Source organism: Pseudomonas kielensis (assembly GCF_014236655.1).
Classification (GTDB): Bacteria; Pseudomonadota; Gammaproteobacteria; order Pseudomonadales; family Pseudomonadaceae; genus Aquipseudomonas; species Aquipseudomonas kielensis.
On record NZ_JACMYG010000001.1, the window covers coordinates 271,670 to 298,578 of the forward strand.

Genomic DNA, 26,909 nt, shown 5'->3' on the forward strand with positions numbered 1-26,909 from the left:
TCAATCATGAATGCGATCAGTCATCCCATCGTGCCCTCAGCGGGTGTAGACGAGGCAAGACTGAGGTTTCCGATGCAGGAAATCATGGCCAGGGTCCTGCGCGACGCCACAGACGAGGCACTCACGCAACTGATGTTCATCGGTGTGGCGCGCAAGGTCGGCACGACCTTTGTCGCGCAGCAGGCCGCCAGCCACCTGGCCGCCGCCTTTGGCAGCGTGCTGGTGATCGAAGTCAGCGCCAATGTCGACGACAGCGAAATGCTCGCCGGCGACCTCAAGCGCCTGCGGGTGCCGAACCATTCGGTGGTGCGCATCAGCCTGTCGGTCAACAGTTGCCTGAAGCTGCTGGGCCACGGCGGTGAATCGCCGGCGGCACTGGCCGAGCGCCTGCGCGAGCATTTTGATCTGGTGCTCTGGGACATGCCCTCGCCGACCTTCGCCCCCGTGTCGATCGTTGCCGCTCGCCACATGAATTCGATTGTGCTGGTCGCACAGGCCAACAAGAGCCGACGCCATGCCGCCAAGTACGTTTGCGACCGCCTTGAGGACAGCGGCGGCAACATTCTGGGCGTGGTGCTCAATCGTACCCTCAACTTTATTCCGGAGTGGTTGTATCGCTGGTTGTAACCGTGGCCAAGAAAAACATGAATTTCATCTGGGGATAAGAACGGACATGGCGATCATGGACTGGTGTGGGGCGAGCGCGAAGTTTCTGCTAACCGCTGTACTGATGGGGGGCCTGCTGAGTGGTTGTACAACGATCAAGACCGAACAGATGGCTGGGTCGCAGACTTTGCCGCTGCTAGGCAAGGATGGGGTGGTGCCCGGCGGAAAATACCTGATCCGTCCCGGTGATGACCTGGACATCAAGTTCTACACCGCCAAGGACTACGACGAGGCGATCCCGGTGCGGCCCGATGGCTTCATCAGCATGCAGCGGGTCTCGGACATCAAGGCCGCCGGGTTGACGCCCGACGAACTGAGCGCGGCCATCAGCAAAGCCTACACGGGCAAGCTCAGTGATTCGAGCGTGTCGGTGATGGTCAAGTCCTTCAAGGGCTTTCGCGCATACATCGGCGGCGAAGTGGCCAAGCCCCAGGTCATCCCCATGGAGGGTGGCATCACGGTGATGCAGGCGATCTACCGTGCCGGGGGCCTGCGTTACACCGCGCACCCGGAATCCGTGGTGCTGATCCGCAAGCAGGAAAATGGCGAGCCCAAGAGCTACCACCTGGACCTGAGCGACCAGGCCATCGAACTGGGCAAGAACGACATGGCCGTGGCCTTGAACCCCTACGACGTGATCTATGTCCCGCGTTCGCCGATTGCCAATGCCAACCTGTGGGTGACGCAATACATCACCGACCTGCTGCTGTTCAAAGGCATCAACTTCGGCTTCTCGGTCAACCGCAACTACAACAGCGGGGACAGTTCGGATGGCACCTTCTAATCCACGCGTGAGGCTCTGGAGCAGCCTGCTGCTGGGGTTGCTCGCCTGTTTGCTGGTGCCCGTGGCGCAGGCCGAGATGAAATACGGGATCAACGCCAAATGGGGCGGCGGCGGCTACGATGAGCTGGTCGCACGCTTTGCCCTGGCCCGCTCCCTGGGCGTCAAGCAGGTGCGTATCGACTGGGAGTGGCGCCTGGTGGAAGGCCAGAAAGGCGTCTACGACTGGACCCCGATGGACAACCTGGTCAAGGCCGCCGCCGAGCAGGATATCGAGCTGTTGCCGATCGTCCACTACGCGCCGAACTGGGCCCTGCCCATGCTCGCCTTCAAATCCAGCGGCACCTTCGAGTTGGCGCCTTCGAGCGACTACTACGACAACTTTGCCGCCTTCGTCAAAGCCTGTATTGAACGCTACGGGCCCGCCACCCAGGCGGGAATCACCTACTGGCAAATCTGGAACGAGCCCAATACCCCGCAATTCTGGGGGCCGTCGCCCAAGCCCAAGGACTTCGTCAAAATGATGAAAGCCGTGAGTCACGCAGTGGCGGAGCAACGGGCGAGCATCAAGCTGGTACACGCCGGTATTTCGCGCAATGACATCACCTACCTGTGGATGCTCTGGGACATCGACCCTTCCTACGGCGACTACTTCGACATCCTGGCGGTGCACCCGTACCTGTTCAACAAGGATGCCAGCGGCATCAACGCCCCCCAGGACATGGACGCCGACGAAAGCAGCCTGGCCAAGATGGGGTTTGTGGGCAGCAAGGAAGACAACACCTACCTGGGCAAGCTCTTCAACCTGCAACTGTTCATGCACCTGCGCCAGTCCAGCAAGCCGATCTGGATCACCGAGCTGGGCTATGTGGTGGCAGCCCCGCCCCTGGGCGTGACCGAGGCAGAGCAGAGCGCCAAGACCAAGGCCACCCTGGACTACATCAACCAGCACCTGAGCGGCAAAAGCTTCGGCAAGGGCTTGCGCGGCGACCTGTCGGCCGATGTCGAGCGGGTCTACTGGTTTTCACTGGAGGACTACGAGTCCCCCGATGGCCTGGGGAACTTCGGCCTGATTCGTGCGGACGGTACCGAGCGGCCCGCCGCTGCCGTGTATCGCCAATACGCCCAATAAAAGGGGATGAACATGAGTATCCGCGACGTTCTTAATATTCTCTTCAAGCGGCGTTATGTCGCGATCTGCTTCTTTCTGGCGGTGTTGATCGGTGGTTTTGTCGGGCTCAAGGTGTACCCGGCAACCTACGACGCGACCGCCCGCCTCCTGGTGCGCCTGGGCCAGGAAGACATCTACATGCCGGTGCTGAGCAGCAGCCAGTTCCGCACCCCCATGATGTCGGTGGTGCGCGAAGAACAACTGCACTCCGAAGCCGAGATCATCACCAGCGAGGGCCTGTCCGAACAGGTGGTCGACAAGCTGACGCCGCAAGTGCTGTTTCCCGGTATCGACATCGACCATCCCTGGTACACCCCCAAGGGCTGGCTACAGATGGCCACCCAGGCCTACGCCGGTCTCGAGAGTTTCTTCTTCCCGCAATCAGGCAACCGCGACCTGCGCAGCAAAGCCATCTCGCGCTTGCAGAATGACCTGAGCGCAGAACCGGTCAAGAGCTCCAACATCATCGAGGTCACGCTCAAAAGCAAGTCGCCGCAGGCCGCCGCCTTGGGGGTCAACGAACTGGTCAAGCACTACCTCACCGAACGGGTCAGGGTCTACCAGCGTGAGCAGACCGGCTTTATCTCCACCCAACTGGAAGAGCTCGACGGTCAGATCAAGGGCATCGAAGCCACCCTGGAACACTTTCGCAATGACCGGCAGATCATGGATGTCGACCTGCAACGCAGCATGCAGATCGAGAAACTCAAGGACGCGCGCAAAAACATCGATACCACTTCATTGATGGTCGAGCAGACCGACAAGCAGATCGGTGTGCTGCGCAGTCAGTTGAGCGGCCTGCCCCAAGTGACCGAGCTCGACGGCCAGCAAGGCTCCAACAGCTACGCCCTGAGCGAGATGAACAAACAACTGACTGACCTCAAGCGCCAGGAGGCCGACACCATTGCACGGTTGTCGCCGAGCGATCCGAAGGTCAGTTCATTGCGTGAACAAATCACCGTGGTCGAACGCGGGATCGCCGAACAGCGCGGCCAGCGCGACACCAACTCGCGGCGCGGTATCAACCCGCTCAACGCCCGCGTGCGCGATGACCTGATGAAAAGCGAGGCGGCCATGGCCGGTTACCGCCAGGGCCTGGCCACCCTCAAGGAGCAGGAGGCCGCGGATGTCGCCCGGCTCAACGAAATCAACAACGTCGAAGCCCAGTTCAAGGAACTGGAGCAGAAACTCGGGGTGCTGCGCGACAGCCGCAAACTGTACCTGGAGAAACTCGAGGAGACCCGCTTCCTCAACGAGCAGGCCAGTTCGCAGATCGGCAACGTCTCGGTGGTGAGCTGGGCGACCGTCAATACCAAACCGGTCAGCCCGAAACTGTGGATGGTGTTGATTGGTGTGCTGGTCGGTGGCTTGCTGGGCGGGATCGGCCTGGCCTTCGTGATCGAGTTCTTCGATGACAGCCTCAAGTCCGACTCGGATGTGCGCCGCTACCTGGGCCTGCCGGTGATCGCCAAGGTGCCAAACCTGGGATGACCCCTGGGGGGCGAGCCTGCTCGCCCCCCTCCCTCATTGATCACAAGCCCTCTGTTGGTGCTTGCGCTACAATCGTCTCCCTTTGTGCTCTGGAGACCTCACATGCCTGACTTCTCTGGCTTGCCGTTGGTGATCGAGCCGGGCGACCTGCGCGCTCGCCTCGACGCCCGCGAACTGATCCTGGTGGACCTGACCAGCAGCGCCCGCTATGCGCAAGGGCATATCCCCGGCGCACGCTTCGTCGACCCCAAGCGCACCCAACTGGGCCAGCCGCCAGCACCGGGCCTGATGCCGCCACAGGCGGCACTCGAAGCCCTGTTCGGCGAGCTGGGGCATAACCCCGATGCGGTCTACGTGGTGTACGACGACGAAGGTGGCGGTTGGGCCGGGCGCTTCATCTGGCTGCTGGATGTCATCGGTCACCGCCGCTATCACTACCTCGACGGTGGGTTGCTGGCCTGGCAGGCCGAAGGCTTGCCGCTGTCTGGCGAGGTTCCGGCGGCAGTCGGCGGCCCGGTCGGGCTGACCTTGCACGAGGGCCCCACGGCCACCCGCGAGTACCTGCAAAGCCGCCTCGGCGCCGCCGACCTGGCGATCTGGGATGCACGCGGCCCGCTGGAGTATTCCGGGGAGAAAGTCCTGGCGGCCAAGGGCGGGCATATTCCCGGCGCGATCAACTTCGAGTGGACCGCGGGCATGGATCAGGCGCGTCAGCTGCGCATCCGCAGCGACATGGCGCAGATCCTCGAGCAGCTTGGCATTACCCCTGACAAAGAAGTGATTACCCACTGCCAGACCCACCACCGCTCTGGCTTCACCTACCTGGTGGCCAAGGCGCTCGGTTATCCGCGGGTCAAAGGCTACGCCGGTTCATGGGGCGAATGGGGCAACCATCCCGATACGCCCGTTGAGATTTAAGGTTTTTAAGGACAGTTAATGAAAAAGCGTTTGTTTATCCTCAGCCAGTACCTGCTGCCCCACCACCTGCTCTCGCGTCTGGCCGGCTGCATTGCCGAATGCCGCGTGCGCTGGTTCAAGAATGCCTTCACCGCCTGGTTCGCCAAGCGTTACCAGGTCGACATGTCCCAGGCGCTGGTCGAAGACCTGACCGCCTACGAGCACTTCAACGCGTTCTTCACCCGCGCCTTGAAAGACGGTGCCCGCCCCCTGGACCAGACCCCGGGCGCGATCCTCAGCCCGGCCGACGGTGCGGTCAGCCAGCTCGGCCCGATCGAGCACGGCCGGGTGTTCCAGGCCAAGGGCCACAGCTTCAGCGTGCTGGAACTGCTGGGCGGTGACGCCGCTAATGCCGCGCCGTTCATGGGCGGCGACTTCGCCACCATCTACCTGTCGCCCAAGGATTACCACCGCGTGCATATGCCGCTGGCCGGCACCCTGCGCGAAATGGTCTACATCCCGGGACGGATCTTCTCGGTCAACCAGACCACCGCCGAAAACGTACCGGAGCTGTTTGCCCGTAACGAACGCGTCGCCTGCATTTTCGACACCGAGCGTGGCCCGATGGCCGTGGTCCTGGTGGGTGCGATGATCGTTGCCTCGATCGAGACCGTCTGGGCTGGGCTGGTCACGCCACCCAAGCGCGAACTGAAAACCTTCCGCTACGACGAAGCCGCCCGCGCACCGATCCACCTGGAAAAAGGTGCGGAGCTGGGTCGTTTCAAGCTGGGTTCGACGGCGATAGTGCTGTTTGGCCCGGATCAAGTGCAGTGGGCTGAAGAACTGGCAGCGGGTTCGCCAGTGGTGATGGGCCAAGGTCTCGGCTCACCAAAAGCCTAAAGTCCACGCTGTACCTTGTAGGAGCGGGCTTGCCCGCTCCCACATTTATAGGTGGTGTATCAGAGTTGACCGTCGCGGTCGCGGAAGCCCAGCAGGTACAGCACACCATCCAGCCCCAGGGTGGAAATGGCCTGTTTGGCCGACTGCTTGACCAGCGGCTTGGCACGGAACGCCACGCCCAACCCGGCAATCGCCAGCATCGGCAGATCGTTGGCCCCGTCACCGACCGCAATGGTCTGTTCCAGACGCAATCCTTCCTTGTGTGCCAGTTCGCGCAGCAGATCCGCTTTGCGCTGGGCGTCGACAATCGGCTCGACCGCCACCCCGGTGACTTTGCCGTCGATCACTTCCAGCTCGTTGGCAAACACGTAGTCGATGCCCAGCTTGGCTTGCAGCTGCTTGGCAAAGTAGGTGAAACCGCCAGACAGGATCGCCGTCTTGTAACCCAGGCGCTTGAGCTCGGCGAACAGGGTTTCGGCACCTTCGGTCAGGCGCAGCGAGGCACCGATGGAGTCCAGCACACTGACATCCAGGCCCTTGAGCAAGGCCAGGCGTTCCTTGAAGCTGGCACGGAAATCCAGCTCGCCGGCCATGGCCCGCTCGGTGATTTCAGACACCTGCTCACCCACCCCGGCCGCCTTGGCCAGTTCGTCGATGACTTCGGCTTCGATCAGCGTCGAGTCCATGTCAAACACCGCCAGGCGACGGTTGCGGCGGAACAGCGAGTCTTCCTGGAACGCGATATCGACGTTCAATTCCTGGGCCACGCTGAGGAACTCGGCCCGCAGCGCTTGTGGATCAGCCGCTTCGCCGCGCACCGAAAACTCGATGCAGCCCTTGCCCTTGTCGGCCGGAGTGTCCAGGGGCATGCGCCCGGACAGGCGGTCGATGTGGTCGATGTTCAGGCCGTACTTGGCCGTGATCGAGCTCACGCTCTGCAATTGCTCGGCCGTCACTTTGCGTGTCAGCAGGGTCACGATGTGGCGTTTTTTACCCTGGTTGCCGACCCATTGCTGGTAGTCCTCTTCGGAAACCGGGGTGAACCGCACCTGCTGATCGAGCTTGTAAGCCGTGAACAGGATGTCCTTGAGCACCGACTTGCCTTGCTCGGTGTCGGGAATTTCAACCAGGATGCCGAACGACAGGGTGTCGTGGATCACCGCCTGGCCGATGTCGAGAATGTTCACACCACCCTGGGCCAGAACACCGGTAATGGCCGCAGTCAGACCCGGACGGTCGACTCCCGTGATGTTTATCAGGACGATTTCGCGCAAGGCGCACCCCCGCAAGTGGAAAAAAACCGCATTCTACCCACATTCAGTGACCATCGGGCACAGCGAGCGCTTTGCCGGTCTGGGGGCTATCGCTATACTGCGCGTCAACTCCACGGACAAAAGAGCCGAGCTCAGTGAACCGGCCCACGCCAGTCAAACCCGATAACTTCTTCCTGCTGATCTTCCGTGCACTGCGCCACCGCCGTGTACCGATTGCATTGCGCATTGCCAGCCATAACGTGATCCTGGTCGCACTGGCCCTGGTGATCTACGCCTGTGTGATGGGTCTGCAGTTCAAGCAGGCGATGCACGAACAGGCCGATGCCCTGGGTCAGAGCCTGACCACCCAGACGGCAACCTCGGCCACCGAGCTGCTGGTGTCCAACGACATCCTCAGCCTCAACGTGCTGCTGAACAACCTGACCAAGAACCCATTGGTGGCCCACGCCGCTATTTATAGCGTGGACAACCGGATTCTGGCCGAGGCCGGGCAACGTCCCAAACAGGGCCTGCTGGGTGAAACCCAGGGCATGTACGAGAGCAAGATCACCTTCCAGGACGTGACGGCCGGGCAACTGCGCATCAGCCTGGACATGCAGCAGTTCGAACAACCGATGACCATCAGCCTGCAGAGCATGGGCATTCTCAGCGCCATTCTGCTGGCCCTGTCCTTGGCCCTGAGCCTGCGCCTGGGTCGCCACATTTCCACGCCACTGCTGCAATTGCGGGTGTGGCTGCGTGACATCGACGAACACACCCCGGCCACCCAGCGCCAGGACGAGATCGGCGACCTGGCCCGCCAGCTGCACGCCAGCTTTGCCCCTGAGCCGGTAGCGCCGGTGGCGGTTCCCGAGCCGGAAATCGACGAACTCGACGATGCCGAAGACGATGAGCCAGCCTTCGAAGTGCGCAACCTGCGGGACCCGAGCTTCGATGAAAGCGCCCCGGTGGCCAGCCTGAAAGCGGCACCCCGGCATGTCATCAGCGCCGAAGAAGACGAAACGGACGATGATGAAGACCCGTTCGCCGACGTTCGTGACAGCGCCACCAGTGCCGTGGTCGTCAAGCCACAGCCCAAGGCCGCCGCCTCCAGCCAGCCGCAGTTCAGCGCCGTACTCGCCGTGCAGCTTGGCGCACAGGAGCAACTGCGACGCCTGCCACGGGCGCGCCTGACCGAACTGCTGGACCGCTACCGCGACTGCCTGGACCAGGCGGCGTCGCTGTACGAAAGCGAGCTGCATACCCTCAACGATGGCAGCACCCTGATGCTGTTCCACACCCAGGACAGCGGCGAAGACTACCTGACCAATGCCATCTGCTGTGGCGAACTGTTGCGCGCCCTCGGCCATCAGTTGCAGATCGAAGTCGCCGACAGCGGCATCACCCTGCAATTGCAGCTGGGCCTGACCCTGGGCGAAGAGCTCTTCGGTCTGAGCCAGATCGACCTGCTGTTGACCGAAACCGCCCAGGACGCCCTCGCCCTCTCCCAGCACAGCCGCAACCTGCTGCTGGTCGAGCGCAAGATCAGCGACGACACCTTGATCCGCCAGCGCGCCCGCATCCGCCCGATCGCCAGCCCTGAAGGCGCCTGTTGCGTCGAGCGCCTGATGGAGCCCTACCCTTCGATGCTGGAACGGCAACTGGCGCGCATGCACGAGACGCGCGCCTAAGCCCCAGCCCGCCACCCCCAAGCCCGCAGCCGAGTGATCGCCTGCGGGCTTTTTGTTGCCCCCGCCCGTCTCCATCCCCACCATCCCCGCGAGGCTGCGTTCGAGGACGCCGTCCTCGCCCGGTCGGTCATCGTTGGATCTGGCGGCTGCTACAGGGGGGAAATGCCATTCAGGTAGGAGCGAGCTTGCTCGCGAAGAACTCAAGAGCAACCCATTGCTTCAGATAATGCACGTCATCGTTAACGCCCATCGCGTGAAACCTCGGAGCCGCTACAGGGGTTCGGGGTTGGCAGAAACAACAAAGCCCGCACTGGGCGGGCTTTGTGGGGATGGCGTGCGGCTTAGAAGCGGAACACTTCCATGTCGGTGCGAATAGGCGCGGCCATCGGGATCTTCGGCTGCTTCTCGCGCTCGGCGGGGGCCGTGGGTTTTGCCGCAGCAGGCTTGCGCGGAGCTTCGACAACCGGCGGCTGATTGGCCAGCGGCTTCAGGGCCACCGACAACTGCTCGGCCAGACGCTGCAGCAGCACGCCCTGGGCCTGGACCTGCGCGGCGGTGCTACCGGCATGTTGCTCTTGCAGGTGAATGATGCGGTTATCACGGACCTGGCCGCGACGGTCGATCAAGCGCCACTGGGCATCCAGCACCGCCGGCTGCGACTCGCCGGAGTCCAGGCGGGTAATCGACAGCAGTACCTGCACGTCCGGGGTGAAGCCCAGGGTCGCCGGTGCCAGGACGACGCGCTGGCTGTCCAGTTGACCCGCGACCTGACGCAGCAGCAATTGACTGATGTCCGAAGACAGGCTGCCCGCCCAACGACCGTCGGTCGACGCTTGCAGGCTGCCGTCCGGTTGACGCTGCAACAGGGTTTCACGCTGCAGGTAATCAGCAATCAATACCGGACCCAGCAACACCGCCATGCCCGAGCTTTGCGCAGGCTGCGCCGGGGTGCCACTGTCCAGCTGATACAGCGACACCGGCTGGTGAACGCTGCAACCCGCCAGGCCAAGAACGCCAGCGAGCAACAAAATTAGAGGAAAGCGCAGAACAGTCATCATCCCATCCAGGTGACGGCCACAAGGCCAGCCACTGTGAAAATACTCAATAATATGAAGAACGCTCGACCACGCCGGCGCTTGAAAGGCCATATCATCCGTGAATATGCACGGCGACTCCAGCGCGAAAGCATCGATCTACGCGTTAAATCGTAGATCGAGCGCTCTAGACCGCTTAATTGAGAGTTTCTACCAATAGTGCATCGACCCGTTGGAAGCCCCGCGGCAGTTTATTGCCCCGGCGTCCACGCTCACCTTTGTAGTGCTCCAGGTCATCGGCCTTGAGTGACAGTGTGCGCTTACCCGCCTGCAATACCAGCGTCGCGCCTTCCGGCAGCACCGCGATATCCGTGACATATTCCTCGCGGTTAGCCACACGTTCGCCGGGGATACCGATGATTTTGTTGCCTTTACCCTTGCCCAGCTGCGGCAGGTCGCTGATTTTGAAGATCAGCAGGCGACCTTCGGTCGTCACCGAAGCCAGCCAGTTCTCGTCACGGTCCGCAACCGGACGCGGCAGGATCACCTTGGCGTTGTTCGGCAGGCTCAACAGCGCCTTGCCCGCCTTGTTCTTGGCTTGCAGGTCCTCGCCCTTGACCACGAAGCCGTAACCCGCGTCGGAGGCGATCACGTACAGGCCGTCGTCCTCTGGCATCAGGACACACTCGAAGGTCGCACCCGGTGGCGGAGTCAGGCGGCCGGTCAACGGCTCGCCCTGGCCACGGGCCGACGGCAGGGTATGGGCCGGCACCGAGTAACTGCGCCCGGTGGAGTCGATGAACACCGCAAACTGGTTGGAACGACCGGCTGCGGCGGTCTTGAAACCGTCCCCGGCCTTGTAGGAAAGGCCAGTCGCGTCGATATCGTGGCCCTTGGCCGAGCGTACCCAGCCTTTTTCCGACAGCACCACCGTAACTTTCTCGTTCGGCAGCAGATCATGTTCGGTCAGTGCCTTGGCTTCAGTGCGCTCGACAATCGGCGAGCGACGGTCGTCGCCATAGGTCTCGGCATCCTTGAGCAGCTCGGTGCGCACCAGCTTCTTGAGCTTGGCTTCGCTGCCCAGCAGGGCTTGCAGCTTGGCCTGTTCCTTGAGCAGCTCGTCTTGCTCGTCGCGCAGCTTCATCTCTTCCAGGCGCGCCAACTGACGCAGGCGTGTGTCGAGGATGTAGTCAGCCTGGATTTCGCTCAGGGCAAAACGCTCGATCAGCTTGGCCTTGGGGTGTTCCTCGGTGCGGATGATGTGGATCACTTCATCCAGGTTGAGGTAGGCAATCAACAAGCCGTCCAACAGGTGCAGGCGGCGCTCGACCTTGTCCAGGCGGAACTGCAGGCGGCGACGCACCGTACGCACCCGGAACTCCAGCCACTCGACCAGCAAGGCGCGGAGGTTCTTCAGCTGCGGCTTGCCGTCCAGGCCAATGATGTTGATGTTGACCCGGTAGGTGGATTCCAGCTCCGTGCTGGCGAACAGGTGCTGCATCAGGGCTTCATGATCGACCCGGCTGTTGACCGGAATGATCACGATCCGGCACGGGTTCTCGTGGTCGGACTCATCACGCAGGTCGGCGATCTGCGGGGCCTTGGAGGGCTTGGCCTGCATCATCGCGGCAATCTGCTCCAGCACCTTGGCACCGGAAACCTGGTGCGGCAGCGCGGTGACAATGATGTCGCCGTCTTCGACGTGGTACACCGCGCGCATGCGCACCGAGCCCTTGCCGGTCTCGTACATTTTCAGCAGGTCGGCGCGCGGCGTGATGATTTCCGCCTCGGTCGGGTAGTCCGGGCCCTGGATGTGCTCACACAGCTGCTCGACCGTGGCCTTGGGCTCATCGAGCAAACGCACGCACGCCGTGGCGACTTCCCGCAGGTTGTGCGGCGGGACGTCGGTGGCCATGCCCACGGCGATGCCGGTGGTGCCGTTGAGCAGGATGTTCGGCAAGCGCGCCGGCAACACCAGCGGCTCATCGAGGGTACCGTCAAAGTTAGGCCCCCAGTCGGCCGTGCCCTGCCCCAGTTCGCTGAGCAGCACTTCGGAATAACGCGACAGCCGCGCCTCGGTGTAACGCATGGCGGCGAAGGATTTCGGATCATCCGGCGCACCCCAGTTACCCTGGCCGTCCACCAGCGTGTAGCGGTAGCTGAACGGTTGGGCCATCAGCACCATGGCTTCGTAGCAGGCGGAGTCGCCGTGGGGGTGGAACTTGCCGAGCACATCACCGACGGTACGCGCGGATTTCTTGTGCTTGGAGTCTGCGTCCAGGCCCAACTCGCTCATGGCGTAGACGATACGTCGCTGCACCGGCTTCAGGCCGTCGCCGATATGCGGCAGGGCCCGGTCCATGATCACGTACATGGAGTAGTTGAGGTAGGCATTTTCGGTGAAGTCGGCCAGTGAGCGGCGTTCTACGCCGTCCAGGCTGAGATCCAGGGAGTCGCTCATGCGGGCCTCATCATTTCGTGGTCTGGCGCAGCAGCAAGGTGCCGCCGCGCTGGGTAAATTCGAGTTGTTTCAGGGCGCTCATGCCCAGCAGCACTTGATCGCCGCTCAAGCCTGGCGCCACCAGGGCGCGCACGTCATGCAAGACAATGTCGCCCAGTTTCAGTTGTTGCAGTCGAGTCCGGTAGCCCTGGCTGCGGCCATTGGCCGTACTCAGGGTGACCGTGGCACCTTTTTCCAGGTTCAGCCGCTGGGCCAGGCCGGCCGGGATCGACACATCGGTCGCCCCGGTATCGAGCATGAAGTTCACCGGCTGGCCGTTGATCTGGCCATCGGCAACGAAGTGTCCCTGGCCGTTGCCCACCAGCTTCACCTCGATAAACCCCTCCCCCTGCTGCGAGCTGACCTGGGTATTGGGGTTTTCCTGACGCTTTTCCCAGGCGCCGAAAAACTGCGTCGCCAGGTACAGCCCGGCACACCAGGCGAGCACCAGCAACACCCGACCGGCGCGCTTGCCCGGCGCCTGCTGACTCATGGCTTGCTGCTCCAGCCACCCTGCGGCGCTGCGAAGCGCCAGACGATCGGGCGGACTTCGCCGTCAGCGCGGACGCCGTTGTTGTTGTCGATACCGATCCAGGCTCCCGTGGCGTCGATCACCAGCGCCTCGGCCAGGCCGTAGGCTTGTGGATAACGCCGCGGCGCCTGCAAGGCATCAGCGGCAAACGACCAGCAACGCTCGACCTTGGCCGTCACCACGTCACGGCGGCAGATTTCATAGGCGTTGCGTTCCAGGGTAAAGAGCTTGCCATCGAACCACGCCAGGTCGGCGAAGTCCCGGGAGACCGGCCGGGCATGGGGAAACTGCGCCGGCTGCATCTGCGTGCCGGCTTCGCTGAGCAGTACGCAGGCGCCGTCGCAATCCCACACGGTCTGTTGCCGCTTGAGCCGCAACAGCCCGCGCCGCTCGCGCTCGGCCGCCAGCCACAGCTGGCCACCCTCAGGGTCGACAGCCAGGCCCTCGAACAGCGCATTGAAGTGCAGCAACATGCCACTGGCCCGGGCTTCGCGCACCAGCATCGGGGAAATCTTCAGCCATTGCGCAGCGCCCGTCGGCGGCACCTGCAACACGGCCGCATGGGCCTCGCTGACGATGTAGCGATTGCCAGCCTTGTCGCAGCTGATGCCCTCGAAGTCGAGGTTGCCACCGCGCACGATCGATGACGCCCAGGTGCGCGACTTCAGGCCCCAGGGCAGGCCGCTGTCCGGCACCGGTGGCACGTCGATGGGCACCGCTTCGGCCTGCCAGACGCCCTCACCCGTGGCGAGACGATAGAGCTGCCCATCGTCGCGATCAGAAACCGTCCACAGGTCATTGCCGCATTGCGCCAACCCCGACAGATTGCCGCCGTGCATGCCTTGCACGGCATGCTCGGAGAGCATTGTCAGCTCAGGCGCCGGCTGCGCAAACGCAGCACCCGACAGCAGCAACCATGGGAGGGCGAAACCGCTCCGCATCAGGCCAGAACCTCGGCCAGGTTGCCCTTGGACTCCAGCCAGGACTTGCGATCACCGGCACGTTTCTTCGCCAGCAGCATGTCCATCATTTCCGACGTGGCGGCAAAATCATCCAGGGTCAATTGCACCAGGCGCCGGGTGTTCGGGTCCATGGTGGTTTCGCGCAATTGCGGCGGGTTCATTTCACCCAGGCCTTTGAATCGGGTGACCTGGGGCTTGCCGCGTTTCTTCTCGGCCACCAGGCGATCGAGGATACCGTCGCGCTCGGCTTCGTCGAGGGCGTAGTAGATTTCCTTGCCGAGGTCGATCCGGTACAGCGGCGGCATCGCCACGTAGACGTGACCGGCATCCACCAGCGGACGGAAATGCTGGACGAACAAGGCGCAGAGCAAGGTGGCGATGTGCAGACCATCGGAGTCGGCGTCGGCGAGGATGCAGATCTTGCCGTAGCGCAGCTGGCTCATGTCCGCCGCGCCCGGATCGACACCAATGGCGACGGCAATGTTGTGCACTTCCTGGCTGGCCAGCACTTCGCTGCCGTCCACTTCCCAGGTGTTGAGGATCTTGCCGCGCAGCGGCAGGATCGCCTGGAACTCTTTGTCCCGCGCCTGTTTGGCCGAGCCGCCGGCGGAGTCACCTTCCACCAGGAACAGTTCGGAGCGCATCGGGTCCTGCCCGGCGCAGTCGGCGAGCTTGCCCGGCAGGGCCGGACCGGAGGTAATGCGTTTACGCTCGACTTTCTTGCTGGCCTTGAGGCGACGGCCGGCGTTGTTGATCGCCAGCTCCGCCAGGAGCATGCCGGTTTCCGGGTTGGCGTTGAGCCACAGGCTGAACGCGTCCTTGACCACCCCGGAAACAAACGCCGCCGCCTCGCGGGACGACAGGCGTTCCTTGGTCTGGCCGGAGAATTGCGGTTCCTGCATTTTCATCGACAGGACAAACGCGATGCGCTCCCAGACGTCTTCCGGCGCCAGCTTCACCCCACGGGGCAACAGGCTGCGGAATTCGCAGAACTCGCGCATCGCATCAAGCAGGCCCTGACGCAGGCCGTTGACGTGGGTGCCGCCCTGCGCCGTGGGGATCAGGTTGACGTAGCTTTCCTGCACGCTGTCGCCGCCTTCGGGCAACCACAGCAGCGCCCAGTCGACCGCTTCCTTGTTACCGGCCAGGCTGCCGCAGAACGGCTCGTCCGGCAGGCGCTCGAATTCGCTGACCGCGTCCACCAGGTAGGAACGCAGGCCGTCTTCGTAATGCCATTCGACTTTTTCGCCGCTGGCCTTGTCTTCAAAACTGACCAGCAACCCCGGGCACAACACGGCCTTGGCCTTGAGCACGTGCTTGAGGCGGCTGATGGAGAATTTCGGCGAATCGAAATACTTCGGATCCGGGGCAAAGAACACGCTGGTGCCGGTGTTGCGCTTGCCGACACTGCCGACCACTTCCAGCTCGGTCTTCTTGTAACCGTCGGCGAACGTCATCTGGTATTCGTTGCCGTCACGCTTGACCCGCACCCGGACCTCGGTCGACAGGGCGTTGACCACCGAAATGCCGACCCCGTGCAAACCCCCGGAGAACTGGTAGTTCTTGTTGGAGAACTTGCCGCCGGCGTGCAGCTTGGTGAGGATCAGTTCGACGCCCGAGACACCCTCTTCCGGGTGGATATCCACCGGCATGCCGCGGCCATCATCGCTGACTTCCAGCGAGTGGTCGGCGTGGAGGATGACCTGGACCGATTTGGCGTGCCCGGCCAAGGCCTCGTCGACACTGTTGTCGATGACTTCCTGGGCAAGGTGGTTCGGCCGACTGGTGTCGGTGTACATGCCGGGGCGTTTACGCACCGGGTCGAGGCCCGAGAGGACTTCGATGGCGTCTGCGTTATAAGAGCTAGCGCTGGGAGTGGCCATGGGGTCTCGTCGTCAGTCGTTCATGAAAATAGGGGCAAGGGTTCACAATGCTGTGAAATCGATCGCCTGGTACACATCTGCGCCAATGCCGGCAAAACTCAACAGGGCCGGCATCTGCCCGGCAAATCCCTGGAAACTATGGTCGCCGCCGGCCTGGATGCGCAACGCACAGGCTCGGTAATACTGTTGGGCGAGGCGATAGTCCAGCGTTTCGTCGCCGGTCTGCAGCCACACCTGGTAGCGCTGTGGGTCCCGGGGCGCCGGCACTTCCAGCTCGGCCAGGGCCGTGATGTGGTCGTGGGTCAATTCCCAGGTTTGTTCGGTATACAGGTTCTGCTGCGTCCCCAGGTAGCCGTCGAACATCCGGTGCGGGCTGACGGCAGGGTTGACCAGCAGGGCCTTGAGGCCATGGAGCTCGGCCAAGTGAGTGGCATAGTAGCCGCCGAGTGAGCTGCCGACCAGCAGTGGCCGTCCCAGCTCGGCAATCGCCTGCTGTAACTGACCGATGGCCTCACGCGGGTGATGATGCAGGGCCGGAACGCGCAATTGGTCAGCCAGCCCCAGACGTTCCATCACGCCGATCAACTGGCTGGCCTTTTTCGACGAAGGCGCGCTGTTGAAGCCATGGATGTAGAGGATCGAACCGGACATTTGAGCTCCCTGGCGGTCGGCAAAAAAAAGCGCAGTTTACAGGGAGTCGGGCATATCGCGAGCAGGCTCGCTCACACATGTGCTGGGTGTCTACAAGATGTGCGGGCCGCCAGATTTACTTTCAGAGGAAAGTTCAGTAACCGTCAGAACCGTAATCGACCGTGAAATCGAACCCGATGACCCGCTCCACACCGGTCTCCAGCCGCCCATCGGGCAACAGACGCAGCCAGCGATAGCCGGGTGCCAGGGTATCGACCCGGAAGTCTTCGCTGCCGGGTTCGAACTGGATACAGGTCGAAGGCGATGCCAGCAACCGCACGTTGTTGCGCAGTTGATCGACTTCCTGATGCACATGCCCCCATAACACGGCACGCACCTGGGGAAAGCGGTCGAGCACGGCAAACAGCGCTTCAGGATTGCGCAAGCCGATTGGTTCCATCCACGGACAGCCAATGAGCACCGGGTGATGATGGAAACACACCAGATGATGGCGTTCGGGTGCTTCGCTCAGGGCGCGGGCGAGTAATTGCAGCTGGTCGTCCTGCAGGTACCCCGGTACCGAGCCCGGCACGGCCGAGTCGAGCAAGGTGATCCGCCAGTTGCCGATGTCCAGCAATGGTTCCAGCAGCGAACTCTGCACTGCCGCCTGGGCCATGACCTGCGGCTCGTCATGGTTGCCCGGAATCCAGCGGGCAGGCGCGTCGATCTGCTCGCTCAAGTGGCGAAACAGCTGATAGGAGGCCAAGGTGCCGTCCTGGGACAGGTCACCCGTGGCGATCACCAGGTCCACCCGGGGCTGTTGCGCCCGCACCAGTTCGATCACCGCCGTCAGGCTGTCGCGGGTGTTCATGCCCAGCAGCGTGCGGTCAGCCTCGGCGTACAGATGGCTGTCGGAAAGCTGCACCAGCAGAACCGGGTCGTTGGCGGTCAGAGTCGATACGCTCGGCAAGGCGTTCTCCCAAGGCGCGATCACGCGGGTGGATAAGTGGCGCAATTATGCTGGGGCATGGGTAAAAGAGGAAAGCCGTGAACCGGACACAGTTCACATCTGCCGCTTAACGCACCACTTCGTATTCGTGCCCGCACGCCAGGCAGTGGCTCAGCCATTCGCCGAGGAAGACGTTGAGCTGGGACTTTTCGTCAGGCTGGTGCATGAAGGCATTGGGGTAAGGATAGATGCCGCGAAAACGCCGCGCATGTTCGGCGCTGACCACTTCGGCCATGCGCGCATCGTGATAGACCTGCACCTCCAGTTGCGGCACCGGCAGCCAGGGCAGGCTGTGTTCCTGGCGCACGCGCAGGGTGGTGGTGTAGGGACAGGTCAGCAGGACCTCGAGGGTCAGCACCCCGAGCATCTGGTCGCCCTGGGTCATGGCGATGCGCCGCGCCGCCGGCGTATTGCGCATGTCCGGCAGCAGCCGCAGCAAGCGGGCATAGTTGGCCTCGCAGGCGCTTTGCAGCCCCACCAGGTCGACCCGATAGCGGTCGCGTTGCTTGTTTACGACCATAGCCCCCTCACTTCAACGCGGTTCAAAGCCAGCCATTGCAAGGCAATAATGCTCGCCGCGTTGGAAATCCGCCCATCACGCACGGCCTGCAGGGCATCTTCAAAGTCCCAGACTGTGACGCGAATATCTTCTGCTTCCTCCAGCAACCCGTGCAGGCCGCCAGCCCCCGTGCTGTCACACCGCCCCAGGTACAGGTGCACGTATTCGGTGCTAGCGCCTGGCGACGGGAAATACTTGAGCATCGGCCACAACCCCGTGAACTCAAGCCCAGCTTCCTCCTGCGCTTCACGGTGAGCAACTTCTTCCGGTTGTTCGTCCTTGTCGATCAGACCGGCGACCAGTTCGATCAACCACGGGTTGTCGGTCTTGCTCAATGCCCCCACGCGAAATTGCTCGATCAACACCACTCGGTCGTGCTGCGGATCGTAGGGCAGGACGCAGACTGCATCGTGGCGCACGAACAGTTCGCGATTGATTTCCCGGCTCATGCCACCGGCAAACAGCTCATGGCGCAGGTGCACCCGGTCGAGCTGGTAGAAGCCCTTGTGGCAGTTCTCGGTGCGCACGATGTCAACGACAGTCGGGGTGGCATTGGCAAAATCAGTCATCTCAATCCTCGTCTACTGCAGATCCGCTACGAGGCTCCAACCTCGACTTCGCGCCATCCTAACGCGCTCGCCACCTTTGATGCAGCCCCTTTGCAGTTGCCGGGATAGACGGCAGGGGGGCAAACCTACTCTAATTGACACTATTGAGCTTAGTGGCGAACTGACCGCCCCGCTGGCAGTCGAAGCCGGTAACTTTTTGCTTACCCTTGATCCATGAAGGACGCCCATGTCACTTTTGAAAATCGCCTCCGTGGCCTGCATCGCCCTGACCCTGGGCGCCTGCCAAAGCCTGTTCGAGCCTAGCTACAAAGCGCCGCTGGAAACCCTGCGCGACACCGCCGAGACCGTCAAGCAAGGCTGCAGCGGTGCCGAGTGCCCGCTGGTCAACATCGACACCGTGCGCTTCCCCGGCGAGCCGCAACTGGATGGCATCATCGAACGACGCCTGCTGCAAATGACCCGCAGCACCGCCGATGCACCGCTGCCCGCCTCGCTGGCGGCCTATCGCGAGCAGTTCCTGCGCGATGCCGCCCCGCGCAACAGCAGCTACTTGCAGGCCAAGGTACGCGAGCAGCATGACGGACTGGTGATCATCGAGCTGTCCAGCTATCTGGACAACGGCACCGCCACGGGCAAGCCGGGACGCGGCTTCATCAACTACTCGCGCCAGGAGCACAAAGTGCTGACCCTGGCCGACATGCTCAAGCCGGGCGAGGAACAGGCGTTCTGGAAAGCCGCCCAGGTGGCGCACAACAGCTGGCTGATCAGCACCCGCCTGGATCAGGAAGCGGAATTCCTCAAGGCCTGGCCGTTCAAGCAAACCCCCAACGTGGCCCTGACCACCGCCGGGGTGATGCTCAAGTACGACGTGAACACCATTGCGCCTTACGCCCTGGGCCACGTCGAGTTGAAGATTCCGTACTCGCGCCTGGGTGGCATCCTCAAGCCCGAGCTGTTTCCCGCCCGAAAGTAACGATACGGCCCAGCACCAGCTGCAACAGCCCTGCCAGGATCAGCGCCGGCAGGGTTGCCCCAAGCTCAGGGTAAAGATTGGCCAGCAAGTGATAGGTGACCACCCCGCCCAACCAGGCGCACAGGGCCGACCCGCGCAACGCGGCTGAGGTGGCCTGGGCACCGCGCTTGCGCAGGATGAAGTGATCCACCAGTACCACGCCGAACAAGGGCGCGAACACCGAGCCGATCAGCAGCAGGAAGTTCTGGTACTGGGCCAGTGGCGCCAGCAGGGCGATCAGGGTGCAGATCACACCGATGGCCAATGCCAGGTGCTCGACCTTGAGCCGTGACAGGGTCGCGCTGGACACCGCCGCCGAGTGAATGTCGGCAAAGGCGTTTTCCGACTCGTCGAGCAGGATCAACAACAGCGGAATCCCCAGGCCGGCACCGGCCAGCGCCAACAGCAAGGCATTCACGTCACCGCTGGGGGCAAACGCCAGGGTGTAGGCCACGCCCAGGCTCATCAGCCAGAAGTTACCGATGAAAAAGCCCAGCGCCGTGCCGCCGAAGACATTCTTCGCGCGCTTGCCGAACCGCGAATAGTCCGCAATCAGCGGCAACCAGGACAGGGGCATGGCGATCGCAATGTCGAACCCCACGGCAAACGGCATCGATCCATCACCGGCCTGGGCCCACAACGCGGCCAGGTCAGCCTTGGCCAGCAGGTTCCAGGTCAGCCAGATGCATGCTGCCAGCAATAGCCAGATGCCCCACTTGCGCAGGATCTGCCGCACGAACGTCAGCGGGCCGCTCACCGCCAGCAGGGTCGCCAGGGCGCCGAAGAACAGGGTCCACATCAGCGGATTGGCCATCAGGCTGCCCTCGCTGAATCCGCGGGCGCCCAGCAAGCTGGCGGCATCGCGCATGACGATGATTTCGAACGAGCCCCAACCGATCAGTTGCAGCAGGTTGAGCAGCGCCGGCAGGCTTGCGCCCTTGCTGCCCAGGCTCAATTTGAGCGCGGCCATTGACGACAGGCCGGTGTCGCTGCCGATCACGCCGACGGCCGCCAGCAGCAGCACGCCAACCAGGGTGCCGAGGAAAATCGCCAGCAGCGAACCCGACAGGCCCAGACCCGGTGCGAGCAAGGCGCCGGTCTGCAGGACCATCAGGCCGATGCCGAGGGAAAACCACAGGGAAAACAGATCACGCCCGCCGAAGACACGTTTGTCGGTCGGCACCGCGATATCGGGGGAGTACGTGCTGGGTTGAATGCTCAAGGGTGTTATCTCGAAGAGGGGCAGAAAAAAGCTACGAGCTGCAAGCTGCAAGTTAGAAGCGGTACGCGGACAGCTTCTAGCTTGTAGCTTGCCGCTTGCAGCTCGTAGCTCGTAGCTAGACTTTCTTGTACAGCTGGCTGCCTTCCTGCTTGAAGCGCTCGGCCTGGTCGGCCAGGCCTTGGGCAACGTCCACGTCCACCGCGTCGATCCGCTGGTTGGCCGCATACTCGCGGACTTCCTGGGTGATTTTCATCGAGCAGAATTTCGGCCCGCACATGGAGCAGAAGTGCGCGACCTTGGCCGAGTCCTTCGGCAGGGTCTCATCGTGGTACGAACGGGCGGTGTCCGGGTCCAGGCCGAGGTTGAACTGGTCTTCCCAGCGGAACTCGAACCGCGCCTTGCTCAAGGCGTTGTCGCGGATCTGTGCGCCCGGGTGGCCCTTCGCAAGGTCGGCGGCGTGGGCGGCGATCTTGTAGGTGATGATCCCGGTCTTCACGTCATCCTTGTTCGGCAGGCCCAGGTGCTCCTTGGGCGTGACGTAGCAGAGCATGGCGCAGCCGAACCAACCGATCATGGCGGCACCGATGCCCGAGGTGATGTGGTCGTAACCCGGGGCGATGTCAGTGGTCAGCGGGCCGAGGGTGTAGAACGGCGCCTCGTCGCAGCACTCCAGCTGCTTGTCCATGTTCTCCTTGATCAACTGCATCGGCACGTGGCCCGGGCCTTCGATCATGCACTGCACGTCGTGTTTCCAGGCAATCTTGGTCAGCTCGCCGAGGGTTTCCAGCTCACCGAATTGGGCGGCGTCGTTGGCGTCGGCAATCGACCCCGGACGCAGGCCATCGCCCAGCGAGAAGCTGACGTCGTAGGCCTTCATGATTTCGCAGATGTCTTCGAAATGGGTGTAGAGGAAGTTTTCCTTGTGATGCGCCAGGCACCACTTGGCCATGATCGAGCCGCCACGGGAGACGATGCCGGTCACGCGCTTGGCGGTCAGCGGCACATAGCGCAGCAACACGCCAGCGTGGATGGTGAAGTAGTCGACGCCCTGCTCGGCCTGTTCGATCAGGGTGTCGCGGAACAGCTCCCAGGTCAGGTCTTCGGCGGCGCCGCCGACTTTCTCCAGGGCCTGGTAGATCGGCACGGTGCCGATGGGCACTGGCGAGTTGCGGATGATCCATTCACGGGTTTCGTGAATGTGCTTGCCGGTGGACAAGTCCATGACCGTGTCCGACCCCCAGCGAATGCCCCAGGTCAGTTTCGCCACTTCTTCTTCGATGGACGATCCCAGGGCGCTGTTGCCGATGTTGCCGTTGATCTTCACCAGGAAGTTACGGCCGATGATCATCGGTTCCAGTTCGGTGTGGTTGATGTTGGCCGGGATGATCGCGCGACCGCGGGCGATTTCCTCGCGCACGAATTCCGGGGTGATGATTTTCGGCACGCTGGCGCCGAAGCTGTGGCCGGCGTGTTGCTGATCCAGCAGGCCGGCGGCGCGGGCCACTTCCAGCTTCATGTTTTCGCGGATGGCGACGTATTCCATCTCGGCGGTGATGATGCCTTGGCGGGCGTAGTGCATCTGGCTGACGTTGGCCCCGGCCTTGGCGCGGCGCGGGTTGTTGACGTGGGCGAAGCGCAGCTTGGTGAGTTCGGCATCGGCCAGGCGTTCCTGGCCGAAGTTGGAGCTCAGGCCGGGCAGGCGCTCGGTGTCGCCACGGGCTTCGATCCACGGCGAACGCACGTCGGCGAGGCCTTTGCGCACGTCGATGATGACGTTCGGGTCGGTGTAGGGGCCGGAGGTGTCGTAGACCACGACAGGCGCATTGATTTCACCGCCGAAGTCGGTCGGGGTGACATCCAGGCTGATTTCGCGCATCGGCACCAGAATGTCCGGGCGAGAGCCCTGGACATAAATTTTTTGCGAGCGGGTAAAGGGCTGCACCGATTGTTGATCGACCTTGGCCGATTCACTCAGGTGGGTCGCATTTTTTAGTTTTGTGGTCATCACGGGCTCTCCAGACAGCATCCAGGCAGTGGATTGTCGGAGCAGAACCTGAAAGGCACGGAGGCACCAGGAATGGTGCTGTGCATCATCTCGCGAAGCGTTCGATTGTCGAACAATATCCCGGACGAAGCACAAGAGGACTCGCCGGGTGACGAGAAATCTTGTTCCCTACGCAGGCGCTAACCTGATCAGGTTCAACGGGATCCGAAATTATTCGATCTCAGCCTCATAGCAAGGCACCCCGACAAGAACCCGGCCAGTCTAGACATAACCACCCAAGAACGCCAACCCCGGATTAAACAGCGTGATGAATGGCGCAATTGCACGATTGTTGCTCCAGATCACCACCACTACACTCGCTACGCCCTGCCGCGCCTTGACGCTGACGGGCCCGCGCCGTAGCTTGGCGCTCTATTTCTTGTCGCATTTTCACTTCTAGGGATCGCCTCATGCTGCGCAAACTCTCACTGGCTCTCGCCGTGTCTTGTGCGTCCAATGGAATGGCCTGGGCAGCAGACACGCCCCTGTCGACCAAGACCGACCTGGTCAGCGTCTATCAGGAGGCAGTCGACAACAACGCCGACCTCGCGGCGGCCCGCGCCCAATATGGCGCGCAAAAGGAAGTCGTGCCCCAGTCGCGCGCCGGCTTGCTGCCGAACCTCTCCGGTGGTGCGGAAATCGCCAACGTGCGGACCGACATCGACACCCCGGCCGCCATCGCCAACCGCAACGCGCATTTCTACCAGGCCACCCTGGCCCAGCCGCTGTTCCGCGCCGACCGCTGGTTCCAGTTCCAGGCGGCCAAGGACGTCAACGAACAAGCCGCACTGCAGCTCTCGGCCACCGAGCAGGACCTGATCCTGCAGACCGCCCAGACCTACTTCAACGTGCTGCGTACCCAGGACAACCTGGCCTCGACCAAAGCCGAAGAAGCCGCCTTCAAGCGCCAACTGGACCAGTCCAACGAGCGCTTCGACGTGGGCCTCTCGGACAAGACCGACGTGCTGCAGTCGCAAGCCAGTTATGACACGGCCCGCGCCAACCGGATCCTCGCCCAGCAACAGGTGGATAACGCGTTCGAGGCCCTGATCACCCTGACCAACCGGCAGTACAACTCGATCCAGGGCATCGTCCACACTTTGCCGATCCTGCCGCCGACGCCCAATGACGCCAAGGCCTGGGTCGACACCGCCGCGCAGCAGAACCTCAACCTGCTGGCCAGCAACTACGCGGTCAGCGCGGCCGAGGAAACCCTCAAGCAACGCAAGGCCGGGCATGCCCCGACCGTCGATGCCGTGGCGCAGTACAAGAAAGGGGACAACGACGCCTTCGGCTTCAGCAACCCAAGTGCGTTCGGCCAGCCCTACAGTGGCGACGTCACCCAGACCACCGTCGGCCTGCAACTGAACATTCCGATCTACAGCGGCGGCCTGATCAACTCCCAGGTCCGCGAGTCGTATGCCCGCCTGGACCAGAGCGAGCAACAACGTGAATCGCTGCGCCGCCAGGTGGTGGAGAACACCCGCAACCTGCACCGCGCGGTCAACAGCGATGTCGAGCAGGTGCAAGCGCGCCGCCAGTCGATCATCTCCAACCAGAGCGCGGTGGAAGCCACTGAAATCGGTTATCAGGTGGGGACACGCAATATCGTCGACGTGCTCGACGCCCAGCGCCAGCTGTACACCTCGGTGCGCAACTACAACAACAGCCGCTACGACTACATCCTCGACAACCTGCGCCTGAAACAGGCGGCCGGCACCCTGAGCCCGGGCGACCTGCAAGACCTCAAGCGCTACCTCAAGGCCGACTACAACCCGGACAAGGACTTCCTGCCCCCGGACCTGGCCAAGGCTGCGGCCGAGCAGTTGAAAGCCCGGCCTTGAGCTAGCACTCAAACCCTTGTAGGAGCGCCGCCCGGCCCGCTCCCACAAGGGGCTCGGTGTATTCAGGACCTATCGAGCAAGCGCCCCAACCCATCCAGCAAACGCTGCAAGGCGCCCTGGTTGGCGCGCATCACGGTCAGCCCGGCCTCGGCCATTTGCTGCGCATCGCGGGGCAGTTCGAACAGGCGCTGCACGGCCACCGCCAGTCCGTGGGCGTCCTCCACTTCCTGCAGGGCCTTGGCATTGCGCATCAACGCTGCGATCTCGAGGAAGTTGAACAGGTGCGGGCCACTGAGTACCGGCTTGGCCAATGCCGCCGGCTCCAGCAGGTTATGCCCGCCGTTCGGCACCAGGCTGCCACCGACAAACGCGCTGTCCGCCAGGGCATAGAGAAACAACAGTTCACCCATGGTATCGCCGAGCAGCACCGAGGTAGCGGCGCTGACCGCTGCCCCGCTGGAGCGACGGACCGTGTTGAATCCCTGTTGCTGACACAGCTCGAACACCGAGTTGAAGCGCTCCGGATGACGTGGCACCAGAATCAGCAATGCGTCCGGATGGCTGGCGAGCAACTGCCGATGAGCTGCCAGCACGACCTCGTCTTCACCCTCGTGGGTGCTCGCGGCGATCCACACCGGCCGCTGGGTCGCCTGCCATTGCTCGCGCAAATCACTGGCACGTTGCAGCAAGCTGGGGTCGATACTCAGGTCGAATTTGATCGAACCCGTCACCTCGACCGTTTCCGCCCGCGCGCCCAGTGCCCGGAAGCGCTCGGCTTCGGCTTCGGTCTGCACCGCAAACAGGCTCATTTCGGCGAGCATCGGCTGTGTCAGGTTGCGAAAACGCCCGTAGCCCTTGGCCGAGCGTTCGGAGAGCCGGGCATTGGCCAGCGCCACGGGAATCCCGCGCTTGGCGCATTGATGGATGTGGTTGGGCCACAACTCGGTTTCCATGATCACCGCCAGCTTGGGCTGGACCCGGTCGAGAAAACGCGCGGCGGCACAGGGCAAGTCGTACGGCAGGTAGCAGTGCTGGATTCGCGGTTGATTGGCAAACAGCGCCTGGATTCGCTCCGAGCCGGTCGGCGTCATGCAGGTGACGGTAATCGGCAGCTGTGGATAACGTTCCAGCAGCGCCCGAATCATCGGCGCGGCGGCAATGCTTTCGCCCACCGACACGGCATGCACCCAGATCCCGCCGGGCGCCATCGGCGGCAGGCCGATGGAAAATCGCTCGCCGATACGCTTGGCGTAGGCTGGCGCCTTGCGCGAGCGAAGCCACAGCCGAATCGCCACCAACGGCAGCCCCAGGTAAAACAATGCGGTATAGAGGGTTCTGTTCATGGGGGCGGAGTTTATCGGCTTTTTCAGCCAATCGCCTGCAACTGCACGGCAAAACGTTCGGCCAGCCAACGTGCCGCCGGCCCCAGCGTCTCATCGCGGCGCCAGACCAGTTCCACCACCAGCGCCGGCGGGGTCCACTCGCTGACCAACTCGACCATCTGCCCCTGGTAAGCGGGGTACTGCACCACGTGCCGGGGCAACCAGCCCCAGCCCAGACCACGCATCAGCCACTCCGCCAGCACGTAGAAGCTGTCGGCGCGCCAGACCTGCGGACTGGCCTGTTCACTGCCGGGGTAGACGCTGGAGTGGGTGGCCATCAACAGTTGCCGGTGCTGGGCCATTTGCTGGCAATTGACCTGGCCGCCCGCCGCCAGCGGGTGCCCCACGCCACACACGGTGACCATCTCGACACTGCCCAGCACTCGGCGCTCCAGCGCTTCAGGGATCTGCTCGTGATAAAACAGCAGGCCCAGGTCGGCCTGGCGCTGCACCAGTTTGCGCGCCACATCGCCCTGGGCGGCACTGGCCAGTTGCACCTCCAGGCTGGGGAATTGCTCGGCCAGCGCTTCCAGGCTGTCGAGCACCGGCTGGTAAGGCATTGCCTCGTCCTGGGCCAGGCGCAGGCGCGCCTCCTGGCCACGCATCAAGGCCTGCGCCCGACCGTTGAGGCGCTCGCACTGGCGCAACACTTCCCGCGCCTCTTCCAGCAAGGCGCTGCCGGCCTCGGTCAGCCGTGGCTGGCGGCCGCTGCTACGCTCGAACAGGCTGACACCCAAGTCCGCCTCCAGCAGCGCAATCGAACTGCTGACCGCCGACTGCGCCTTGCGCTGGTCGCGGGCCACGGCGGAAAACGAACGCTGCTCGGCGACGCTGACGAACAACTGCATCTGTTCCAGGTTCCACTGAATACTCATGC

General features: G+C 62.9%; 23 protein-coding genes and 1 riboswitch. Of the genes, 9 read left to right on the forward strand and 14 right to left on the reverse strand.

Translation table 11 applies throughout. The features are described from left to right. Positions 1 to 6 precede the first annotated feature (6 nt). The 6 genes from H7995_RS01160 to asd all read left to right on the forward strand — a co-directional run bounded on the left by H7995_RS01160 (position 7) and on the right by asd (position 5,906). Complete coding sequence (locus tag H7995_RS01160; RefSeq protein WP_166589808.1) at positions 7 to 627, forward strand: P-loop NTPase family protein; 621 nt, start codon at positions 7 to 9, stop codon at positions 625 to 627. Between the two features lie 148 nt (positions 628 to 775). Further along, positions 776 to 1,450 carry a polysaccharide biosynthesis/export family protein gene (locus H7995_RS01165; RefSeq protein WP_166589807.1) on the forward strand — a complete coding sequence of 225 codons (675 nt, stop codon included), beginning with the start codon at positions 776 to 778 and terminating at the stop codon, positions 1,448 to 1,450. Next, positions 1,437 to 2,579 (forward strand): glycoside hydrolase 5 family protein, encoded by a 1,143-nt coding sequence (locus H7995_RS01170; RefSeq protein WP_166589806.1) that lies wholly within the window; start codon positions 1,437 to 1,439, stop codon positions 2,577 to 2,579. The genes H7995_RS01165 and H7995_RS01170 overlap by 14 nt, the downstream gene beginning before the upstream one ends. 12 nt (positions 2,580 to 2,591) lie before the next feature. Beyond that, positions 2,592 to 4,109 (forward strand): GumC family protein, encoded by a 1,518-nt coding sequence (locus H7995_RS01175; protein WP_166589805.1) that lies wholly within the window; start codon positions 2,592 to 2,594, stop codon positions 4,107 to 4,109. A 102-nt stretch (positions 4,110 to 4,211) separates the two neighbouring features. After that, entirely contained in the window at positions 4,212 to 5,027 is an 816-nt protein-coding gene (gene rhdA, locus H7995_RS01180; RefSeq protein ID WP_166589804.1) for a thiosulfate sulfurtransferase, read from the forward strand. Positions 5,028 to 5,045: 18 nt separating this feature from the next. After that, entirely contained in the window at positions 5,046 to 5,906 is an 861-nt protein-coding gene (asd, locus tag H7995_RS01185; protein ID WP_166589803.1) for an archaetidylserine decarboxylase, read from the forward strand. Positions 5,907 to 5,965: 59 nt separating this feature from the next. Here the strand turns inward: asd and serB are convergent, their stop codons facing one another. Beyond that, positions 5,966 to 7,180, reverse strand: coding sequence for a phosphoserine phosphatase SerB (gene serB / locus H7995_RS01190; RefSeq protein ID WP_166589802.1), 1,215 nt, complete (start codon positions 7,178 to 7,180; stop codon positions 5,966 to 5,968). Positions 7,181 to 7,314: 134 nt separating this feature from the next. Here serB and H7995_RS01195 point away from each other — a divergent pair, with 134 nt between their 5' ends. Beyond that, positions 7,315 to 8,850 carry an AhpA/YtjB family protein gene (locus tag H7995_RS01195; RefSeq protein WP_182343253.1) on the forward strand — a complete coding sequence of 512 codons (1,536 nt, stop codon included), beginning with the start codon at positions 7,315 to 7,317 and terminating at the stop codon, positions 8,848 to 8,850. A gap of 341 nt (positions 8,851 to 9,191) precedes the next feature. On the opposite strand, the gene H7995_RS01200 is transcribed toward H7995_RS01195, so the two are convergent. From H7995_RS01200 to H7995_RS01240, 9 genes are all read right to left on the reverse strand, one after another. Continuing rightward, positions 9,192 to 9,905, reverse strand: coding sequence for a PqiC family protein (locus tag H7995_RS01200; RefSeq protein ID WP_166592036.1), 714 nt, complete (start codon positions 9,903 to 9,905; stop codon positions 9,192 to 9,194). Between the two features lie 175 nt (positions 9,906 to 10,080). Continuing rightward, positions 10,081 to 12,345 carry a DNA topoisomerase IV subunit A gene (parC, locus tag H7995_RS01205; RefSeq protein ID WP_159993410.1) on the reverse strand — a complete coding sequence of 755 codons (2,265 nt, stop codon included), beginning with the start codon at positions 12,343 to 12,345 and terminating at the stop codon, positions 10,081 to 10,083. Positions 12,346 to 12,355: 10 nt separating this feature from the next. Further along, complete coding sequence (locus H7995_RS01210; RefSeq protein ID WP_166592037.1) at positions 12,356 to 12,877, reverse strand: retropepsin-like aspartic protease family protein; 522 nt, start codon at positions 12,875 to 12,877, stop codon at positions 12,356 to 12,358. Continuing rightward, on the reverse strand, positions 12,874 to 13,857 hold the full coding sequence (locus H7995_RS01215) for an esterase-like activity of phytase family protein (RefSeq protein WP_185817838.1): 984 nt from the start codon (positions 13,855 to 13,857) through the stop codon (positions 12,874 to 12,876). The genes H7995_RS01210 and H7995_RS01215 overlap by 4 nt, the downstream gene beginning before the upstream one ends. Beyond that, complete coding sequence (parE, locus tag H7995_RS01220; RefSeq protein WP_166592039.1) at positions 13,857 to 15,761, reverse strand: DNA topoisomerase IV subunit B; 1,905 nt, start codon at positions 15,759 to 15,761, stop codon at positions 13,857 to 13,859. The genes H7995_RS01215 and parE overlap by 1 nt, the downstream gene beginning before the upstream one ends. 42 nt (positions 15,762 to 15,803) lie before the next feature. After that, positions 15,804 to 16,412 carry a YqiA/YcfP family alpha/beta fold hydrolase gene (locus H7995_RS01225; RefSeq protein ID WP_166592040.1) on the reverse strand — a complete coding sequence of 203 codons (609 nt, stop codon included), beginning with the start codon at positions 16,410 to 16,412 and terminating at the stop codon, positions 15,804 to 15,806. 133 nt (positions 16,413 to 16,545) lie between these two features. Continuing rightward, complete coding sequence (gene cpdA / locus H7995_RS01230) at positions 16,546 to 17,361, reverse strand: 3',5'-cyclic-AMP phosphodiesterase (protein WP_185817839.1); 816 nt, start codon at positions 17,359 to 17,361, stop codon at positions 16,546 to 16,548. 106 nt (positions 17,362 to 17,467) lie between these two features. Next, positions 17,468 to 17,920 (reverse strand): DUF1249 domain-containing protein, encoded by a 453-nt coding sequence (locus H7995_RS01235; RefSeq protein ID WP_159993402.1) that lies wholly within the window; start codon positions 17,918 to 17,920, stop codon positions 17,468 to 17,470. Beyond that, entirely contained in the window at positions 17,911 to 18,528 is a 618-nt protein-coding gene (locus tag H7995_RS01240) for an NUDIX domain-containing protein (RefSeq protein ID WP_166592042.1), read from the reverse strand. Before H7995_RS01240 ends, H7995_RS01235 begins: the two co-directional genes overlap by 10 nt. Before the next feature lie 226 nt (positions 18,529 to 18,754). On the opposite strand from H7995_RS01240, the gene H7995_RS01245 reads away from it, so the two are divergent. Further along, a complete protein-coding gene (locus H7995_RS01245) occupies positions 18,755 to 19,501 on the forward strand; it encodes an RsiV family protein (RefSeq protein WP_185817840.1) in 747 nt (248 codons plus the stop codon). On the opposite strand, the gene cytX is transcribed toward H7995_RS01245, so the two are convergent. Continuing rightward, complete coding sequence (gene cytX, locus H7995_RS01250) at positions 19,470 to 20,762, reverse strand: putative hydroxymethylpyrimidine transporter CytX (RefSeq protein WP_185817841.1); 1,293 nt, start codon at positions 20,760 to 20,762, stop codon at positions 19,470 to 19,472. The two genes, H7995_RS01245 and cytX, sit on opposite strands and share 32 nt — an antisense overlap. 115 nt (positions 20,763 to 20,877) lie before the next feature. Then, a complete protein-coding gene (thiC, locus tag H7995_RS01255; protein ID WP_182343243.1) occupies positions 20,878 to 22,767 on the reverse strand; it encodes a phosphomethylpyrimidine synthase ThiC in 1,890 nt (629 codons plus the stop codon). Between the two features lie 148 nt (positions 22,768 to 22,915). Next, positions 22,916 to 23,021: riboswitch (TPP riboswitch) on the reverse strand. Positions 23,022 to 23,216: 195 nt separating this feature from the next. On the opposite strand from thiC, the gene H7995_RS01260 reads away from it, so the two are divergent. Next, positions 23,217 to 24,650 (forward strand): TolC family outer membrane protein, encoded by a 1,434-nt coding sequence (locus tag H7995_RS01260; RefSeq protein ID WP_166592046.1) that lies wholly within the window; start codon positions 23,217 to 23,219, stop codon positions 24,648 to 24,650. A gap of 62 nt (positions 24,651 to 24,712) precedes the next feature. Here H7995_RS01260 and waaA read toward each other — a convergent pair whose 3' ends face one another. Together waaA and H7995_RS01270 are read right to left on the reverse strand one after the other, a co-directional pair. Beyond that, positions 24,713 to 25,993 (reverse strand): lipid IV(A) 3-deoxy-D-manno-octulosonic acid transferase, encoded by a 1,281-nt coding sequence (gene waaA / locus H7995_RS01265; RefSeq protein ID WP_166592047.1) that lies wholly within the window; start codon positions 25,991 to 25,993, stop codon positions 24,713 to 24,715. A gap of 23 nt (positions 25,994 to 26,016) precedes the next feature. After that, the gene (locus tag H7995_RS01270) at positions 26,017 to 26,907 is read right to left on the reverse strand and encodes a LysR family transcriptional regulator (RefSeq protein WP_166592048.1); all 891 of its coding nucleotides are present in this window, start codon (positions 26,905 to 26,907) and stop codon (positions 26,017 to 26,019) included. Positions 26,908 to 26,909 lie beyond the last annotated feature (2 nt).